At 42.1% G+C, this 18,775-nt stretch carries 12 protein-coding genes and 2 pseudogenes; 2 read left to right on the top strand and 12 right to left on the bottom strand.

Going from position 1 to position 18,775, the window contains the following annotated elements; translation table 11 throughout:
- Positions 1-87 precede the first annotated feature (87 nt).
- From CXF62_RS00265 to urtA, 11 genes and pseudogenes are all read right to left on the bottom strand, one after another.
- Complete coding sequence (locus CXF62_RS00265) at positions 88-594, bottom strand: hypothetical protein (protein WP_102092486.1); 507 nt, start codon at positions 592-594, stop codon at positions 88-90.
- Complete coding sequence (locus CXF62_RS00270; RefSeq protein ID WP_102092487.1) at positions 591-2,699, bottom strand: site-specific integrase; 2,109 nt, start codon at positions 2,697-2,699, stop codon at positions 591-593. Before CXF62_RS00270 ends, CXF62_RS00265 begins: the two co-directional genes overlap by 4 nt.
- On the bottom strand, positions 2,699-5,566 hold the full coding sequence (locus tag CXF62_RS00275) for a site-specific integrase (RefSeq protein WP_102092488.1): 2,868 nt from the start codon (positions 5,564-5,566) through the stop codon (positions 2,699-2,701). The genes CXF62_RS00270 and CXF62_RS00275 overlap by 1 nt, the downstream gene beginning before the upstream one ends.
- The gene (locus tag CXF62_RS00280; RefSeq protein ID WP_102092489.1) at positions 5,563-6,798 is read right to left on the bottom strand and encodes a tyrosine-type recombinase/integrase; all 1,236 of its coding nucleotides are present in this window, start codon (positions 6,796-6,798) and stop codon (positions 5,563-5,565) included. Before CXF62_RS00280 ends, CXF62_RS00275 begins: the two co-directional genes overlap by 4 nt.
- A 99-nt stretch (positions 6,799-6,897) precedes the next feature.
- A pseudogene (gene thyA / locus CXF62_RS00285) lies at positions 6,898-7,527 on the bottom strand (thymidylate synthase); the annotation flags it as partial.
- A 148-nt stretch (positions 7,528-7,675) separates the two neighbouring features.
- The gene (lgt, locus tag CXF62_RS00290) at positions 7,676-8,560 is read right to left on the bottom strand and encodes a prolipoprotein diacylglyceryl transferase (RefSeq protein WP_102092490.1); all 885 of its coding nucleotides are present in this window, start codon (positions 8,558-8,560) and stop codon (positions 7,676-7,678) included.
- A gap of 304 nt (positions 8,561-8,864) precedes the next feature.
- Entirely contained in the window at positions 8,865-9,563 is a 699-nt protein-coding gene (urtE, locus tag CXF62_RS00295) for an urea ABC transporter ATP-binding subunit UrtE (RefSeq protein WP_101204888.1), read from the bottom strand.
- Between the two features lie 78 nt (positions 9,564-9,641).
- Positions 9,642-10,397, bottom strand: a pseudogene (gene urtD / locus CXF62_RS00300) (urea ABC transporter ATP-binding protein UrtD); the annotation flags it as partial.
- Between the two features lie 98 nt (positions 10,398-10,495).
- Positions 10,496-11,566: an urea ABC transporter permease subunit UrtC gene (gene urtC / locus CXF62_RS00305; RefSeq protein WP_102092492.1), complete on the bottom strand. Its 1,071-nt coding sequence runs from the start codon at positions 11,564-11,566 to the stop codon at positions 10,496-10,498.
- A 10-nt stretch (positions 11,567-11,576) separates the two neighbouring features.
- Positions 11,577-13,403, bottom strand: coding sequence for an urea ABC transporter permease subunit UrtB (gene urtB, locus CXF62_RS00310; RefSeq protein ID WP_371548075.1), 1,827 nt, complete (start codon positions 13,401-13,403; stop codon positions 11,577-11,579).
- 214 nt (positions 13,404-13,617) lie between these two features.
- Positions 13,618-14,922, bottom strand: a complete 1,305-nt coding sequence (urtA, locus tag CXF62_RS00315) for an urea ABC transporter substrate-binding protein (RefSeq protein ID WP_102092144.1) — start codon at positions 14,920-14,922, stop codon at positions 13,618-13,620.
- A 460-nt stretch (positions 14,923-15,382) separates the two neighbouring features.
- Here urtA and CXF62_RS00320 point away from each other — a divergent pair, with 460 nt between their 5' ends.
- Both CXF62_RS00320 and CXF62_RS00325 read left to right on the top strand, forming a co-directional pair.
- On the top strand, positions 15,383-17,035 hold the full coding sequence (locus tag CXF62_RS00320) for a DUF4139 domain-containing protein (protein WP_102092493.1): 1,653 nt from the start codon (positions 15,383-15,385) through the stop codon (positions 17,033-17,035).
- A gap of 108 nt (positions 17,036-17,143) precedes the next feature.
- Complete coding sequence (locus CXF62_RS00325) at positions 17,144-18,067, top strand: NRDE family protein (protein ID WP_102092494.1); 924 nt, start codon at positions 17,144-17,146, stop codon at positions 18,065-18,067.
- A gap of 97 nt (positions 18,068-18,164) precedes the next feature.
- On the opposite strand, the gene CXF62_RS00330 is transcribed toward CXF62_RS00325, so the two are convergent.
- Positions 18,165-18,683 (bottom strand): RNA pyrophosphohydrolase, encoded by a 519-nt coding sequence (locus CXF62_RS00330; RefSeq protein ID WP_057761956.1) that lies wholly within the window; start codon positions 18,681-18,683, stop codon positions 18,165-18,167.
- Positions 18,684-18,775: the final 92 nt, after the last annotated feature.

Here is an 18,775-nt window from a genome sequence, read left to right on the forward strand (position 1 = left end):
ATATGCTTATTAGCTAAGCTCTCGCTAGCTTTTAAGCAAGAGGAAATTAAGATTATGCTCTTTATAGAATAGATAATTTTTGACAGACTAGTGCATAAGCTGTTTCGATCTTGTATCTTCTAAAACTAACATTTTTCTCAATTTCTCAATTTCTTGTCTGGCTTCTGATAGGGATCTCTTATCTGTGTCAGATAGTGTTTTATAATAATCTCTTGATTCTCTCATCTTTTGTAACCGTTTATCTGAGTGCTCAGCGACCCTTTTTGTATCTTGATATTCATTAAACCAGTAGATAACCTCACTTTGTGCTCGACTTAGCTTTGCTTCTAGCGCATTTTTTACATCGGCAGTGCTTAAACGTACTTGTTCTTTACGTGATTTCTCTTCGGTTTTCCGAGAGTCTCTGATCTGTTTAAGCTCTTGGACAGGCCAAACGCGGTTTGAGATGGTATTCCGATGAATACCAGTCATTTCTGAAAGTTGTGCTACAGTGACTTTCAACCTCTTGTTGCCTTTAATGTTCGATAATGCCTTTTCCAATAGCAATGTGTTTGCATCATAATCATCGCTATTCTTTTGATCATAAGCATTCATAGTTCAATTTCCTCACCAAGATTTTCCAGTACTATTCTGGCTTCGTTCATTGCTGCTAGAACTTGCTCACGATTGTGCGAATATTCTGGTTTATTGAGATTAAGCTTGTTTAACGTATAAACTTCACGCCATTTAGGGGCATGTTTAGTAGTTACAACGGCTTGTTTGCATCGAGCTGGGTTGCAACGTAGTGAACCAATACATGGTAGGCTTGAGTCATATTCTTCTGCTCTATTACCATAGCAAATCCCTTGGCCCATATATACTATTGCAACACCTTGATCTACCATAGCCTCATATACTTCCTCTTCCGTGTAGCCTTCAGCCATATATCCGCTAAACGTCTTAATTAGACGTTTTTTATGCTCATTCGCTTTACCGCCATAATATGTGCCATTTGGATTATGGGCTGTTTTAATAGCCTCTAATTCAGCTGCTCGGCGCAATGATTTCTTGTCACCTTTCCGGTTCCCATCTTTTGACAGCATTTCACCTATATCACCATACCCTAGCGTTACTAATGAAGTAGACCCAGCAGAGGTATAGTTAGAGACGCTATCCACAAAATGCTTTAATTGAAACGATATTAGAGGTAGACCTACTTCAGCCTTAAATAGTTGATATGTTAAGGTGTGTCTTAACATATATGGATTGAACTTTAGTTCTTTAGCAGTTTTTTCGCCTAATAGTTGGCTGATAAAAATATTCATTTGATAAGTAATGCCCTTACTAGTCATTGGCTGAGGGAAACTACTAGGTTTAACAGTATCTACATTAGAAAGTAGGTATGGTGAGGCCTTGATTTTTGAAATATACGAAGCTGCTAATATTGCGTCTTGAACAATAGGTATAGCTACCCATCTGTCGTCAAACAAACCCGTACTAATCTCATCCTTATGTTTTTTGACAGTACTTTCAATCAGCCAAACGCCATCACTTTGAACTAAGCATGAACAATCCTGAACTCTTACTTCTGATAATTCAGATGGTCTCATACCTGTATACTGACCTACTAAATACGTGCAGGCATACGCTACGAGGTTAACATATTTCCTAAGATTATCTGCTTTATAACCGCGTTCTCTCAATTTTTCACGTAAAGTTGCCCCAGCCATAACGTTAGAATCTTTATTTAGCATCCAGTCGTAGGGCTCGATTACATTCATAACAAAATTTGAAGAATAATTTTTGGTTCTTAATCGCATAGCAATATACCCATGTAGAGCTTCATGCGTAACACGTTCTTGACTAGCCCATGATAAATATTCGCTCGTATTGAAACGTTTTAAAGAGTTGACATCTGATATTTTTTCTCCGTCTCCTATAGCGTCTAAAAAATCTACTACAATAAAGGATGCAGTCTTTGATAAAGATTCAAAGACCAAGTCTGGTAACACTTGATCTTTCTTTTCTTTATCAACATTCGCCACTCTCTTCCATTTCAAGCTATCTAACTCTACATGAGCAATAGGCTTCTCGAATACATACTTAACAGAAGCTGGGCTACGTAAGTATTTAAAAAATCTATCTAAATCTGTACTTTTTACACGATCATAATTTTTAGCCGCTATGGGATACAGTTCGGGTGTTATATCGCATAATGTTCTAATCTTTTTCTGAACAAACTCATAACCTAGTTCATGAGATGCTTGTTTGAATAGTTCATTGATAAATGTTAAACCACTTTCAAAAGTTGCAATCAAGGAGTTGGCTTTTAATGTTTTTTTTGATCGGCTTTTACCCTCGTTTTTCTGCAGCTTGAAGATGGAACTATTGAGCAAAGCCAACTCGAATATAATTTTCATTTCTATCAAAACAAATGCCGGAATCGCTGTATATTTCGAAAAATTGATTCGTAGCTTTGCACCTTGAACATTTCTTGCAGCATTAGGATAATCTTTATTAAAGTTCCAAACGCTATCAGAAAACTTTGATAGTGTTGATATGGGTTTGTCCATAAGAGACGTCATATACTCTATATCAAATGTGTGCTTATGCTGAAGGCACTCATTTCTCTGATCCGTAATAGGATTTAAGGCTTCTAAAACATAGAAACGATGTTTTGCAAAAGCTGTCAACACGTCTAATTTTTTTTCATAGTCCATCAAATTACTCCATCAACTAGTGTAGTGGTTTCAATGTACTCTGCTAAACGCTGTCCATTCTTTAGATCCTCTAAGGAAAAGTCAGACAATGCTGGATCTGTAATGCCTTTTATTAGTTCCATATTCTCCGAAATGACATGTCCGTAGGGGGTGTCCATAACCCGAGTGTGCTCTGTCAAAAGCGTATAGTCACGCTTCATTGCAAAGATTTCAGGGAGGTTTTTAGCCGTAATAATGACATTGTCACAACCTAAACACTTATTATATTGTGAGCATGGAGTACCAGGAATATAGGATGAAAGGTTTTTTACAAAATCTGGAGGATCAAAAATATTCCTGCATTCTGCTAAAGGGGTATGGAAGGTTATTGCTAATTCGTTGGTATCTCTAGTTTGTAATTCTTGTGGTACTTCTTGAGTTTGTTTATTCAAAGTAGATTGATGTATTTCTTTTAGTTTATCGTTTATCTTTACTCTACTTATTGTATTGAAGTCAAAAGAGTCGAGGTAACCAATAGTTGTTTGAATTGAGGAGTGCCCTAACATGAGCTGAATTTCGCGTAAAGTCACTCCACTGTCTAACATCTCACTAACAAAGGTTGGTCTAAATCTGCTTATTGTAAGAGTTAACGGCTCTCCTGCGTCGTCCTTCAAATTATATTTATCAACAAACTTAGATAGGCTATTATTTAAGGCTTTACTATTTTTTCCTTTATTTCCTAGTAGGGGAGATACTCTTCCATGACTTCTACGACCGTTTGATTTGTAAATAAACAACCTATCGCTGCATGTATCATTCTCTATGTCTTTTCGAATACCGCCAGTTAACTGCTTTAGTTCTTCGAAAATAAATTTTATCGACTTAGCTTGAGACGATGTGAGCCATGTCAGTTCTGTATTGAAAAGGTCGAGATGATACTCCTTATAGCCATCAGAGCGCTCTTTCCAATATCTAAGACAAGGTCGCGATGTTGCTGGATGAGATTCTAGATAATCGTTTACGTTGAGAGAAAGTAAAGAATCTGTATTTAAGCCTGTAATTTGAGCAAGCCTTAAGAGGTAGGGCGTTAGTATGTCCATATTTATCATTGGAGTAACACCCCATTCGTCATATATCTCGCTCAGTCCTTTGTCTGAACTGGCAGTAATGTTCAAGAAAGATTTCTCGATAGGGGATTCTGCTGTATGGTAATGAACTGGCTTACACATCAAGGGGTTTTCAAACAGCCATCTCGCATTATCTAATGTAGAAAGGCCTCTTATTATACGACCTTTCTCATTCAAAGGATTTTTCCCTATACCAGTTTTTTTATAAGGTATGAGAGCTGCTCTAGATTGACACAATCCTTTTTCGATAGCATCTAATACCTGAATTCGCTCGTTCATTGTAAATGGCTTTTTCACGTCTGTTTCTCTACTTACAGCAAAGCCATTGATATCGAAAAAATTATATTCCAAATCCCGTACTTGGGTCAGCCTCCCCAGCGTTTTGCGTACTGAACTCAAAGCTGTATTCGCATGATGACTTGATATTTCTTTACTTATTATTTTTTTCTCTAAATATTTTCGATATCTAGATAGGAGATGCTCATCAAAAACTGTGACAATTTTTAAAGGTGAATTACCATATAGTTCAGATAAGAAATATATAAAGGAATTACTCGCAATTCTATAGTTACTCTTGCCTGATTCTGAAGAGACAGTTTTGCTAGTACAAGCAAACAGTTGCTCAACCTGAATAAACGGTTCTAGTTTTGAAGGAAAGAAGAAGTCATCAGCAGCATTTAACTCTCTGGCTGCCAGTCTATGAAAACGTTCTATCTGACTTTCACTATAGTTTTTTCTATTAACGTTCGCTTCACTTGTTCTTTCAGCAACGCTTTTATAATCTGGGTCAATAATTCCAAGTTTTTCAAGATCTTTGTGAATGAAGTCCCAAGCACTTCTAACAACATTAAATCTTAAAGAGGCTTTCGTTATAGGTAATTGTTCTGAAGACATTTTTCCTATCGAAATCTTATTACCAAAAATAGGTAAAGTATGCTTTTCTTTTTCAGATAACTGTCTGTACCAATTCAGTAGCTTCCTCCTGCTTTCGATGCCAGCAGCTTCATAGCTCCCATCTGGTATTACTAGAATCCCTTCTTTGATCATCTTTTCGATCAAAGGGTTCGTAAGCTCTCTGTATTTATGTGCCATAGGGTATGAAATTCCTACTGCATTTTGTATATATTTTACGGAGACACTAAAACCTAAAAGGTTTTTAGCCTTGCTAATGGGTATTTCCCACAGTGTTTCTACATCTGTGACTGTTCTTGATACCCACCCTAAGATAGCAGATGCTTCGTCTCTAATAGGACGCTTTCTTGACTCGACTTTATTAAAACCGGCACTTATAATTCCCAGTCTACAGAGATCTTCATGAATCTCATCGATTGTTTTTGCTACCAATTCATATTGAGTTGCTAAAACATTCCAGTAGTCCTGCTCGTGTCCTATTGATTTGAAGCAAACGTTGTTTATAGATTTAGTCAAACGAGGAAGGTTTTTCTTATCACTAAAACTTAAATTGCTATACCAATATAATATTCTCTGTCGAGTTATATTTTCTCTACTAGAAGCTCCTTTTACGACAACCTTCATCTCAGCCATTTTCTCTATCAATGGAACGGTGAGGTGCTTTCTTCTATCAGCTTCATTGACCGTGATAGATGTCTCTTTCGCTAAAAATTTAGATGTGATATTGACGCCCCAAGGATCCTTGAAATGGCTGCTAAGTGGTAAAGATAAGAGTTGGTTTGGACTCTTTAATAATCTCTCTACCCATGTACTTACCAATTGATCAGTGGCTATTCCGTCCTTTTTCATTTGATGTCCTTAATGCCAATTTTCAATTGTGTCTGTTCAGATAAGCGCCTCATCTTCTCAGCTCTAGTTAGTAAGTCCCCATTCTCATCACAAATAGTATTATAAATTTCCTGAGGAATGCTGGTATACATTTGGGTAGTACTGAGGTGGTTATGACCTAAGTTTTTTTGTACGATAACGAGCCGATCTAGGTAGTCGGATCCTAGGTCATTTGATTGCAATATTGCATAGGCATTACCATGCCGTAGCTTGTGAGGAGAGATTATTCTATCGAGGCGACCTTTCTTTATTGCACGTTTGCTGATACGTTCAAGTAACTCGTTTATCGCTTTACGTGTATAAGGAGTGCCTTTAGCATTAAAAAATGCTGGGGTTTCATCTGGATTTACATATTTGCGAGCATGTTTTTTGTAGAGCGGAGACGCATGATATTTCTGTATACGTTTAATGGTTGCCGAACTAACTAACGTCCATCGTGGTTTGATTTGATTTCCACGCCCCTTGCTACCTTTGATGGCTAAAGGTACGTAGTCTGCATGAATAGGTTGATCGGACTCTACTGAAATGAACTTTTCAGAGTTAAAGTTGACAGTATCTCTAAAATCTTTAAGAGTCACCCTGATCAGCTCCGAACGCCTCACGCCAGAGTCATATAAAAACTGAAGTATTACTCGTTCTCGTTCTAATCGAGTAGATTGAATCAATATGAAAAGATCATCAAGAGTGCATGAAGTAATTGGTGTACGCTTTGGTAATTTTGAAAAGTATCCATTACTATATGGATTATCCTCTCTAAGCGGCTGACGGTCTTCTGTGCGACTGCAGAGGAAATGAAGGAAAGCGTATATTGCTCCATCACGATTTCTAATAGTAGCTGAACTTCTATGTTCTTCAACACTTAAGAAAGTACAGTATTCCTGAATTACATACCCTGGAACTGTAATGAAGACCTCATCAGTTTCATTATCGCTATAGTCTGGACGACTACGGATATACTTTAAGAAGTAAGTTAGGTTTTTGCCATATGTATTTGCTGTTTCATGAGCAATCTTTTCGTGCTTGAATTGATATGATAGATACTCAGAGATAAGAGGGAGGATTTTACCACTATCATCAAATACACCAACCCCATTCACTTTGACTTTCTGATCCAGTAATAGGTCTGGTATTTCATTAGTTAAATAAGATTTTGATAGGTCTAATTCTCTATTGGAACAAATCTTAATATCCATAATACAGGCCAAAGTAATACATAGATTAAATTGTATATCATATTATGCATGGCCTGATGTTCACTATAAGTATAGAGGAATGAGATGTTCCTAGGCTGCTAATAATTCATACTGTGAATTATCATTATAGGGGAATAATAGGAATAAGTCAGCAGAACGTTGATACAGTTGGCATGACAGCTTATTGTCTGCGACAAAGAACTGAAATAACGTATGACATGGTGGTAGGGCTACTTGCTCTGCTTCACCCGGATTCCAGCCAGAAACAATCAAACGACGGGAATTTGGATTGGTCTTTATCTGTTCAACGACTTGTGCGATTTGATCGACGCCATCAGCGTTATAACTGGCATCTTCATTTTTGGTCGCACCATAGTTACGCCATTGATGACCGTAAATAGGACCCAAATCGCCAGCAGGTCTGTTAAAGCGCGCGGTCTGTTCAGCTGTTGCCCACTCATTCCAGATACGAACGTTATTCTGTTGTAGATAGTCAACATGAGTGCTGCCACTTAAAAACCATAATAGCTCATAAGCGATAGATTTAAAGTGAACCTTTTTGGTCGTTAGCAGTGGAAATCCATCTGCTAAGTCAAAGCGTAGCTGCGCGCCAAAATGGCTAAGCGTACCAGTACCAGTACGATCGCCTTTTTCGGTGCCATTGTCGAGAACGTGGCGTAGCAAATCAAGATAGCCTTGCTCGTTATTACTTTGGGTGCCATTGATCATAAAATGCTCTTTAGTTACTGCTGACAGCGCATACAGGCTAGATGGATAGTCGATATATACACTGTCATTATTGAAAGTATTGCTAGGATAAGCGTTTTGATAGCATACCCTATTTTAAGTCATCAGCCTTTATCACAAAAAGGCAGGCTTAATAAGCAGCATGCTTACCCCAGTCGTAGATGCCGCGTTTGTAAGCGTAACCGATCAAGAACAGACCGATAATTATCATTGGGGCGCTTAGTATCTGACCTTTGGTCATCCAACCTAGCAAGATGAATCCTTGGTCGATGTCTGGCTGGCGAAAAAACTCAATGATGAAACGGCTAAAGCCATAACCAAGCATAAAGACACCAGTCACTGCCATACGAGGACGGGGCTTCGATGAGTACCACCACAAGAATAGAAATAACAGTAGACCTTCTGCAAAGGCTTCATACAGTTGCGACGGGTGACGAGGCAACAGGTACTGGCCATAGACCTCAGTCATCAGGTCTTGTAGCGCAGGATTGGCTTGTAGCTGCTGCATATCAACGCTAGCGGCCTGCGGGAAGTAGGTCAACCAGTTATAGCCACCATCAGAGACGCGGCCCCATAGCTCGGCATTGATGTAGTTACCAATACGTCCGAACAATAAACCAGTTGGTACGCAGGGAACGACAAAATCGAGCACTTGGAAAGGTGTCTTTTTATATTTGCGGGCAAAATACAGCATACCCAACATGACACCAATCAGGCCACCATGGAATGACATACCGCCTTCCCAGACTTTAAACAGATAGGCAGGGTTTTGGAGCAGTTCACCGAACTGATAAAACAATACATAGCCGACACGGCCACCTAATATCACACCAAGTGCGCCAAAGAACACTAGGTCAGAGACCATATCTGTCGTCCAGCCTTCACGTTTGGTACTGCGATACCATGCCAGTCCGTAGGCGGCGGCAAATGCCAACAAATACATCAGCCCATACCAATGGACTTCGACAGGCCCAACTGCTAATGCTACAGGATCGTACTGAGGATGAATCATCATAAGGGCATCATAATATTGATAATAAAATGCTGACTATAATAGCAAATTTCGTTCGCTGGGCATACATAATTGCTCTGGTGACAATCAGAGTGTATGAGTAATTTGAGTTTTTGAGATGGTAGAGAATGTATAGGCTAAGAGTCAAAAAAATAAGAAGTGAGGTGAAAAAAGTGACTTTAATTAAGGAGTGTTTTCGTGATGATATGTAATCTTGGTAGCTAGCAGCTTAGGATAAAAGTGCTATTTTTAGCATTATCGAGCGTTCACTACCAATTTGTATTATTACATCTATTATTAAAAGAAATTAGATGGCGACCAGATCTTGTACGTTATTTTCGACCATCGTATCGCCTGCGCCTTGTGAGACTACCTTACCACGTGATAGTACCGTGTAATTGTCAGCAAGCTCTTCGGCAAACTCATAGAATTGCTCAACCAGCACAATGGCCATATCACCTTTATCCGCTAAGTCGCGCAGGACGCGGCCAATATCTTTGATGATAGAAGGCTGTATACCTTCAGTTGGCTCGTCTAAAATTAACACAGTCGGCTCAGAGGCTAGGGCACGGGCGATAGCAAGCTGCTGCTGCTGACCACCAGACAAATCACCGCCACGACGATGTTTCATTTCATCGAGTACCGGGAAAATATCGTATAAATGCTTGGGTACGTGTTTTGCTTTACTGCGTGAGAATTTTGCCATGCCGATCAAAATATTTTCTTCGACCGTCAGTGTCGAAAAAATATCGCGTCCTTGTGGTACATAAGCTAAACCTGCTCGGACACGTTGCTCGGGAGACATCTTGCTGATGTCTTTATCATTAAGTAAAATCTCTCCTGATTTAATCGGTAGTATCCCCATTAGGCATTTAAGTAGCGTAGTTTTGCCCACGCCGTTACGTCCAAGTACCACGCTGCACGCGCCTACAGGCGCTGTAAATGAGACGTCTCGTAAAATATGACTGCCGCCGTAATACTGGTTGATATCGTTCACTTGTAACATGGCTGTCTCCTAAACTCTAAAAATTTTCTAATATTTTAAAGGGAATATTCGTTTGGCTCGTCCAGAAAATTTGTTCAGCTATCGACCTAAGTAGGACTCAATCACTGCTTCATTGGCTTGCACTTCAGCTAACGTACCTTCGGCCAAAATCGCCCCTTGTGCCAATACCGTGACCTTTTCACTGATGGCATCGATAAAGGTCATATCATGTTCGACCACTACTAATGTATGGTTCTTTTTAAGGCGTAGACACAGCTCGGCGGTATGCTCAGTTTCTGCATCGGTCATACCTGCCACTGGCTCATCAAGCAGAATCAGTTTGGGACTCTGCATCAGCAGCATGCCAATCTCTAACCATTGTTTTTGCCCATGTGAAAGCAAACCAGCGGGCTTATTGATTTTGTCAGTCAGGCGAATTTGTTGTAAGGTAGCGTCGAGGGTATCGCGAGTATCGGCATCGAGTTTGTTAAATAAGCTTTTGACCACACGTTTGTCTTTTGGCGCGGCAAGTAACAGATTATCCATGACGGTAAAATTTTCAAAGACAGTAGGTTTTTGAAACTTACGGCCGATACCCGCTTCAGCGATTTGTTCGGTAGATAAGCTGGCAAGGTTGTGAGTTTGACCAAAAAACACGCTGCCTTCGGTAGGGCGGGTTTTACCCGTAATGACATCCATCAATGTGGTTTTACCCGCGCCGTTAGGGCCGATGATACAGCGTAGCTCGCCTTCTTCGATATAGAGCGATAGATTGTTAAGTGCGCGAAACGAGTCAAACCAAACGCTCACATCTTCTAAGTACAGAGCGATACCATGGCTAAAATCGACGCCTGATTTTTTTGGGTGACTGAGACCGTCACGTCCATCAGTATGATCATATTCGGATAGCGCTTTGGTCGATTGTTCAGTCGATGAGGACTTATCGTTTAGCATTATTGTTTCTCCTTTTTGAATCGATCGAACAAGCCCATAATGCCATTGGGTAAAAACAACGTCACTACGACGAACAGTCCACCTAATATCAATAGCCAAAATTCAGGGTAGGCGACCGTAAAGTAGGTTTTCACAGCATTCACCACACCAGTACCTAAGATAGCGCCAATTAAGCTTCCTCTACCACCAGTCGCTACCCAAACGGCTATCTCAATCGAGTTCACTGGGTTCATTTCACTCGGATTGATAATGCCTATTTGCGGTACGTATAGCGCACCTGCGATACCAGCAATGACAGCGGATAATACCCAAGCAGATAGCTTGTACCACAGAGTACGGTAGCCCAAATACTGCAAGCGGTTTTCGCTGTCACGAATCGCACCAAGTACGCGACCATAAGGTTGGTTCATTAAATGACGCAAACCCATATAAGAGATTAACAATGCTAAGGCGGTGACAAAGCACAGCATTGAGCGTGTAGAGGCAGCGGTAATGTCATAGCCGAGTAAGGTGGTAAAACCAGTGAAGCCATTGTTGCCGCCAAAGCCTGTCTCATTACGGAAGAACAGCAAGGCTGCTGCATAGACCATAGCTTGGGTGATGATAGAAAAATAAACGCCTTTGATTTTGGAGCGAAAGGCAAAGAAACCAAATATAAACGCAACTAATCCAGGTACTAATACGACTAGTGCGACTGCCCACCAAAAGTGCTGCGTGCCAGCCCAATACCAGGGCATTTCAGTCCAGCTCAAGAAACGCATAAAATCAGGAAGCGCGTCGCCTGCTGTCTCACGTGTTAGGTACATGCCAAACGCATAACCACCCAAAGCAAAGTACAGGCCATGTCCCAAGCTCAAAATACCGGCATAGCCCCAGACGAGATCTAGTGCCAAAGCCACCATGGCTAAAGCCATTATTTTGCCAATTAGGGTAATCCAGTAGGCTGAAAGGTGAAAGGCTGAAGTCTCTGGCATCAGATGTAGCCAAGGCAGTATGAGTAGTACGGCAAAACATAAGCCAATTAAAACAGCACTACGCGGCGTATCAGACAATAATTTGGTCAGTATCATAGGAGTCTCCTTATTCGACAAAGCGGCCTTTGAGTGCAAATAAACCTTGTGGCCGTTTCTGAATAAACAGAATCACAAGAACCAACAACACAATCTTTGCCAATACCGCACCGATACCAATCTCAAGTACCGTGCCGCTAATACCAAGTCCCAAGGCGGCCAATACTGCGCCCCATACTTGTCCGACACCGCCAACGACGACGACCAAAAACGTATCAATGATATAGGTTTGTCCCAGATCAGGACCCACGTTGCCGACTTGGGCAAGGGCGCAGCCAGCCATACCAGCCAGTCCAGAGCCCAACCCAAATGCCATCATATCGATACGTGCAGAGGGGATACCGACAGCACGTGCCATTTGGCGGTTTTGGGTAACGGCTCTTATAAACAATCCAAAGCGCGTTTTGTTGAGTAAGTACACCAGTAGTGCCACGACAATGACGGTAAAGCCAATAATGGCAATACGGTTATAAGGCAGTACGAGACTTGAGGACACCTGATATGCGCCGCTGAGCCACGCCACGTTACTGACTTCAACGTTCTGCGCACCAAAAATCATCCGTACCAGTTGCATCAATATTAAGCTCACGCCAAAGGTCGCTAGTAAAGTCTCTAGCTCACGACCATATAGTGGGCGAATCACAATGCGTTCAATAATCATACCGATGACAGCGCTGACTAAAAAAGCGGCTGGAATAGCGGCAAGCAAATACCAACCTGCCATATCTGGCATATAAGCTTGAAAGAAATTTTGCACCATATATGTGGTATAAGCGCCAATCATAATCAGCTCACCGTGCGCCATATTAATCACGCCAAGCAAGCCAAAGGTAATGGCGAGACCAAGCGCGGCGAGCAGTAAAATACTGGCGGTACTCATACCGGTGAAGATATGACCCGTCCATGTGCTGATTTCGATACGCCGTGACACGCTAGATTCAGCATCGATAAGTGCAGCTTTAAGCGAGGCATCTAAGTTATCAGCTGCGAGGGCAGATTCAATATCGACCAAAACTTGAGGGTTATCACTATCTGCGAGTAGGTGCACAGCTGCAATCTGAGTGGGTAGGTCGCCGTTTTTGAAATCTATACGAGCCTGTAATGCAGTTAGTGCTTTTTTAACTTTAGCGCTGTCTTCATTTTCCGCTGCTGTTGTAATAATGGCTGGATCTACTTGGTCAATATTGTCGGCCAAAATCTCCACAGCTTGTAGGCGCTGTGCTGGCTTGTCAGATGCTAGCTTGACCTTGGCTTGTCCAAAAATCAGCGCCGAGCGCAGCGCATTGGTTAGGGTGATTTGTGATAAATCACTTGGCCAATCGTCCGTCTCTTTTTTATCAGGATAAGTAAACAGCTGATCTTCTTTATTCAGTAGATACGTTTGTCCACCATTACCTTGATACAGCTCATCATTGGCAATGAATTCAACCAAACTATCTAAACTCTCAACGGATCCTGGCCAATCACTTAGCATAGCTTGACGCTTACTAAAATCACCTGCCACGAATTGTTGAATGGCATCACCTGAGCTTGTAGTTGCTGTTGAAATATTTGAGGTGCTGGCTTGAGTAGAAGTGGCTACGTTGACAGGTGTGAGCAAAGATTGCTCACTATGAGCGGTATCCGTATCGTGGTCATGTATCTGACCATTATGATCCGCATACGCTGTGGTGGTGAAAATTGTTATGCATAATGCCATCAATGCAAGTAATCGCAGAGGCGCATGAATTGAAAAACGTGCCACATACTGCATGACTTCACTGACTGATGCTTGTGGGTTGTTACCATTTTCGGACGATGTTTGCCCTACAAACGGGCGTAAAGTATGGTGCTGCATGTGCGGCTCCCTGTTTTTCACAGACAACAAACCTTTAGCTTTTACTGCTTAGCGTTTTAAGCGATAGAAGAGTTGATAAGGTTTGGTGTTATTTAAAAGTTAAGAATAAGTGTGAAAAGTAGGCGTTAGGACGGTTATTGGTATCGTTTATCCATCCGCCTACTTTTCAGTTACTATATACGTGCTTTTCAGTACTGATTTATTTAGGGATAGCCTATTTAGGAATGTACTCGCTCCATGGCTGGGCTTGGATAACTTCTGGCGTTTTGAAAATCGTATCAAACTGTCCGTCGGCACGAATTTGACCAATCATGACAGGCTTCCATAGGTGATGGTTTTCTTCATCCATTTTTAGCGTGTAGCCAGAAGGTGCATCAAACGTTTGTCCCGCCATGCTGATACGCACTTTGTCGACATCAGTCGTACCTGCTTTTTCGACAGCTTGCTTCCACATGTTGATACCCACATAGGTAGCTTCCATTGGATCATTGGTCACGACTTTTTCAGCATTCGGTAATTTTTGGTCTAATGCATATTGCTTATAGCGTTTGGTAAATGCGCTGTTGGTTGGGTTTTTGATCGACATAAAGTAGTTCCATGCCGCCAAATGACCTTGTAGCAGACTGGTATCGATACCGCGTAGCTCTTCTTCACCGACTGAGAATGCCATGACCGGAATATCTGACGCTTTGATACCTTGGTTCGCTAGTTCACGATAGAACGGAACGTTTGAGTCGCCATTGATGGTCGAGATAACCGCGGTCTTTTTGCCCGTTGAGAATTTTTTGACGTTAGATACGATGGTTTGATAATTGCTGAAACCAAATGGCGTGTATTCTTCCATGATGTCTGCATCAGCCACGCCTTTCGATTTCAAAAATGCCTTTAAAATCTGGTTGGTGGTGCGTGGATAGACATAATCAGTACCTAGCAATACGAAGCGCTCTGCACCGCCGCCTTCTTCACTCATTAAGTACTCTACCGCCGGAATGGCTTGCTGATTTGGTGCAGCACCCGTGTAAAAAATATTTTCTGATTGCTCTTGGCCTTCGTACTGCACTGGATAGAACATCAATCCGTTCAACTCTTCAACCACAGGTAATACGGATTTGCGTGATACTGATGTCCAACCACCAAAGATGACATCTACTTTGTCTTGAGTGAGTAGCTGGCGGGCTTTTTCGGCAAACAACGGCCAATCAGAAGCAGGGTCGACGACTACTGGTTCTAGTTGCTTACCGAGTACACCGCCATTGGCATTGATCTCATCAATGGTCATGAGTGCCGTGTCTTTTAGAGAAGTTTCAGAGATGGCCATGGTGCCAGATAGCGAATGTAAGATGCCCACTTTGATCGTGTCGCCATCAGCGGCAGGGGTAGTCGTTGTCTCTGTATTTGTTTCGGCTGTTGTCTCTGTGGCTGTCGCGGTTTCGGCAGGCTTTTGACAGCCCGCGAGACTCAAGCTACCAACGACAGCAATCGCTAATAATGAGAAGCGTGATTTGATTTTGCCGTGCATATGAGTCTCAACAAATTGAGGATTGGCTAAAGTTGGTAACGAAAACATGGACATCTCCTAAATAGACACAAAAGATAAAGTATGGCTCCTGAACAGTTATTAAGAGTTCAAGTTCCGTGCCAAGTTAAAAAAGCCAATAATCGAGTAATAATTGAGCAATAATTAGGTTCTGATTAATATATTCATTAATTTAGTGCAGGATGGCTAATAAACTGCACCATAAAGGGGAGATGAACAAAAAAATGGTGCAATACAGAAAACCAAATTTTTAAAATTGAAGAGCTACCATATTAAGAGATTTATCGATAAGGCGATTTTTACTAAAAATGCTGTCTGCCAAAAGCATTTATTGCCAAAGACCTGTAAAACGGCTACGGTAATCTCTCTAAGATAGTTACTATTTTGCGCGTTGAGCCAATGCGTAGCTGCCATGATGGATTGTACTGCTAAGGAATGATGTATGAACGCACAATTAACGGATTCGCCTGTCTCAACAGGCCATGGCAGCGTATTACCGCCGCTTAATCAAATAACTAAATTTGCTATCCTGCCATTTGTACTTAGTAGTAGTGCCATTTTGGGATTGTCTTCGGCACAAGCGGCCACCAGTAGCGTCGAGCAAGTGACTATTTATCAAGGGCTGGCGAGCGTAACTCGCGCATTGCCTATTACAGGTAGCGGTGAGCAAACGGTGGTGTTTTCGTGCTTGTCACCTTATATGGATAAAGAAAGTCTAAGTGTACAAGCGACGAATAATGTTAGCGTTGGGGAAGTCAGTATCGAAGAGCTGACAGGTGAGCAGGCAGCCCAGTGTCAGTATCAAGGTGATGCCAAGGTACAGACGCAGCAAAATACTCTAGCTAGTATTAATGCGGAATTAGAAGCAGCACGGTTAGCAAAGGCCTACTTGCAGAATTTGACCAAAGCCACGCAAGTTAATACAGACAGTACGATTGCCAATAATGCCCGCGATATAGAAACTCAAGCGACCAGTATTAACCAAAGAATTCTAGAGATTCAACAGCGACAAGCGCGTGCCCAAGACGCACTGAATCAACTGATGGCAGGCAGCGCGACATCGACCTTTAACAAGGTGACACAGGTGAGTGTACGTACGGCAAGTCGCTCGCCAAGTAGCGTTAAGTTGCATTATCAAGTGCAAGGTGCAGGTTGGGAGCCTGCGTATCAAGCTCGCCTAAATACAAACAGTGAGCAGTTAAGTATCACAGCTTCTGCGATTATTGCTCAGCAAACTGGTGAGAACTGGACAAACGTACCACTGACACTTAGTACCGTTAATCCTAATCAAAGTACGACGGGGCAATTGCCGTATGTGCAGCGTCTGTCATTGTATGAAGAGAGCGAAGATGCTCGAGTAAGACGTGAGCTACCTATGATGGATGCGTCCCCTGTTATGATGGAAGAGCCTGCTTATAATAAAGGAGCAGGGGCAGCTATGGCGCCGCTACCTAATTTTACGGTCAGTAGCCAAAATAAAAATGGCATCATCGAGTATCGTTTACCGCAGTTGGTCAGTATTCCGAGTGATGGGAGACGGGTACGCACAGTGATTGGGGAGCAGGCAGGTAATAGTAAGCTCTGGATTCGCAGTACGCCAAGTGTTGAGACTGCTGCCTACTGGTATGCGTCAGCACCGTTTTTAACGCCGGACTGGGTCGATGGTTCGCTACAGTTGTACCGTGATGACAACTATGTAGGTCAGTCACGTTATAATTATCAAGTGCTAAAAGAGCAGGGGATTGGATTTGGTCGTGACTCAAATATGCTCGTGAAAGAGCTGACCAACGAAGATAAGCAAGGTGAAAAAGGTGTGCTAAACCGTACGCAAACACTGACGACTACCAAGGCCTATCAGTTTACCAATCAGCACAATCGTAGCGTACGCTTACAAGTACTGGGCAGTGAGCCTATCAGTCGTGACGATAGTTTAAAGGTTGCTGTGACGCATACGCCGCCTGTAACTGAGCGAGATTGGAATGACAATCAAGGCATGGTAGCGTGGGAATTTAACTTACCAAGTAAGCAATCACAAGTAATACGTTCAACCTCCCAGATTAGTTATCCTGCCAATAAATTACTGACTGGCAATTAATAATTACTATCTATAAAAGCTAGCTTATCAATAGGTAAAGTCTGAAATAATATCTTTGCCTCTATTAAGAATTACCCGCATAACGAAAATTATTATAAAAGGAAAGCTATGTGTATTGTCGCTATTGCTTGGCAATTATTTGATGAGTTACCACTGGTGCTACTGTCTAATCGTGATGAGTTTTTGCAGCGCCCAACTGAGCCGCTCCACCAGTGGTCTGACCAACCTATCTATGCTGGACGCGATAAACAAAGCGGTGGTACGTGGTTAGGCATTCATCAGCAAGTGTCACCAGCGCAGAGTGCAGAGTATTATGAACAGAATGGTCGTTGGGCTGCGGTATTGAACTTTCGTGACGGTGTACAGGCAAGCAGTGATGAGCGATCGCGGGGCGCGCTGGTCACTGAATTCTTGACAGGGACTCTAAGTCCGATGGATTTTGCACGGCAGATTGATTTGCAAGATTATGCGGGTTTTAATCTGATCATTGGTGACACTGCGCAAGCTGTGATCGTCAATAATCGTGGTCATGCCCCCACGCCATTGTATTCAGGTCTACATGTTATCTCTAATGGTCAACCAGAGGACAGTTGGTTTAAGACAGAGCGGTTGCGCGGGCGACTACGTCAAGAGGTGCTGCCATTGATTGCAGAAGATTGCACGCCTGCGTACTGGCAAGCGGCGGCTTTCAATGTCTTGTCAGATAGTACCAAAGCACCAGAAGATAAACTGCCTGTTACTGGCGTGGCATTTGAAGTAGAGCAGATGTTATCGTCTGTTTATATTGAACCTGTCGCTTTTGAAGTAGAGCAGATGTTATCGTCTGTTTATATTGAACCTGTCGCTTTTGAAGTAGAGCAGATGTTATCGTCTGTTTATATTGAACCTGTCGCTTTTGGCGATACTGAAACTAGCAAACCTACTTATGGTACCCGCACTCAAAGCATCTTAACGTTGCGCAAAGAGAGCGATGCAGATTGTATTGCTAATATGATTAGCCGTGAGTTTGGCAATCATAATCGTAATCACTGACAATGACCGTTAATAGATAATAAAAAAACACCCACGGTAATTGCTAACATTCTAGCTACTATCGTGGGTGTTTTGCATCGTACTATTAAGTGACTCATTACATCAGCAAGTGATTATTTTGCTCAGGAATGATCAGCTCTTGTTTTAGGGGGAGTTCGCGTACCAATTCTTGTAAGGCACGACGATAAACGCCTCGTTTAAAGTGAATCACTTGTCCAAGTGGATACCAGTAGCTGACCCATTGCCAATGGTCAAATTCAGGTTTCCCTTCATCAAAGCGGATATGTTGAGTATTTGGCTCATCTAAGCGTAGCAAAAACCATTTTTGTTTTTGCCCAATACATAAGGGATGCTGACCATGACGTACATAACGTTTTGGCAAACGATAGCGCAACCAGTCTTGCGTGACTGCCAATAAGTCTACGTGACGCGGATGTAAGCCGACCTCTTCCCAGAGCTCGCGATACATTGCATCCATCGGCGTCTCCCCGCGGTCGATACCACCCTGCGGAAATTGCCAAGCGTTGTGACCAATACGTTTTGCCCACAGAACCTGCCCTTGTGTATTTGCCAAGATGATGCCGACGTTGGCGCGAAAGCCGTCTGCATCTATCATGACTAAACCTTTTAATTTGTTTAAAAATAGCTTGTTTTGACTTGAAACCGTGACAGCAATCGTAATTATTATAAGGTGATTGTTATCGATAT

Origin of the sequence: Psychrobacter sp. MES7-P7E (genome assembly GCF_002863645.1) — a bacterium.
Lineage (GTDB): Bacteria > Pseudomonadota > Gammaproteobacteria > Pseudomonadales > Moraxellaceae > Psychrobacter.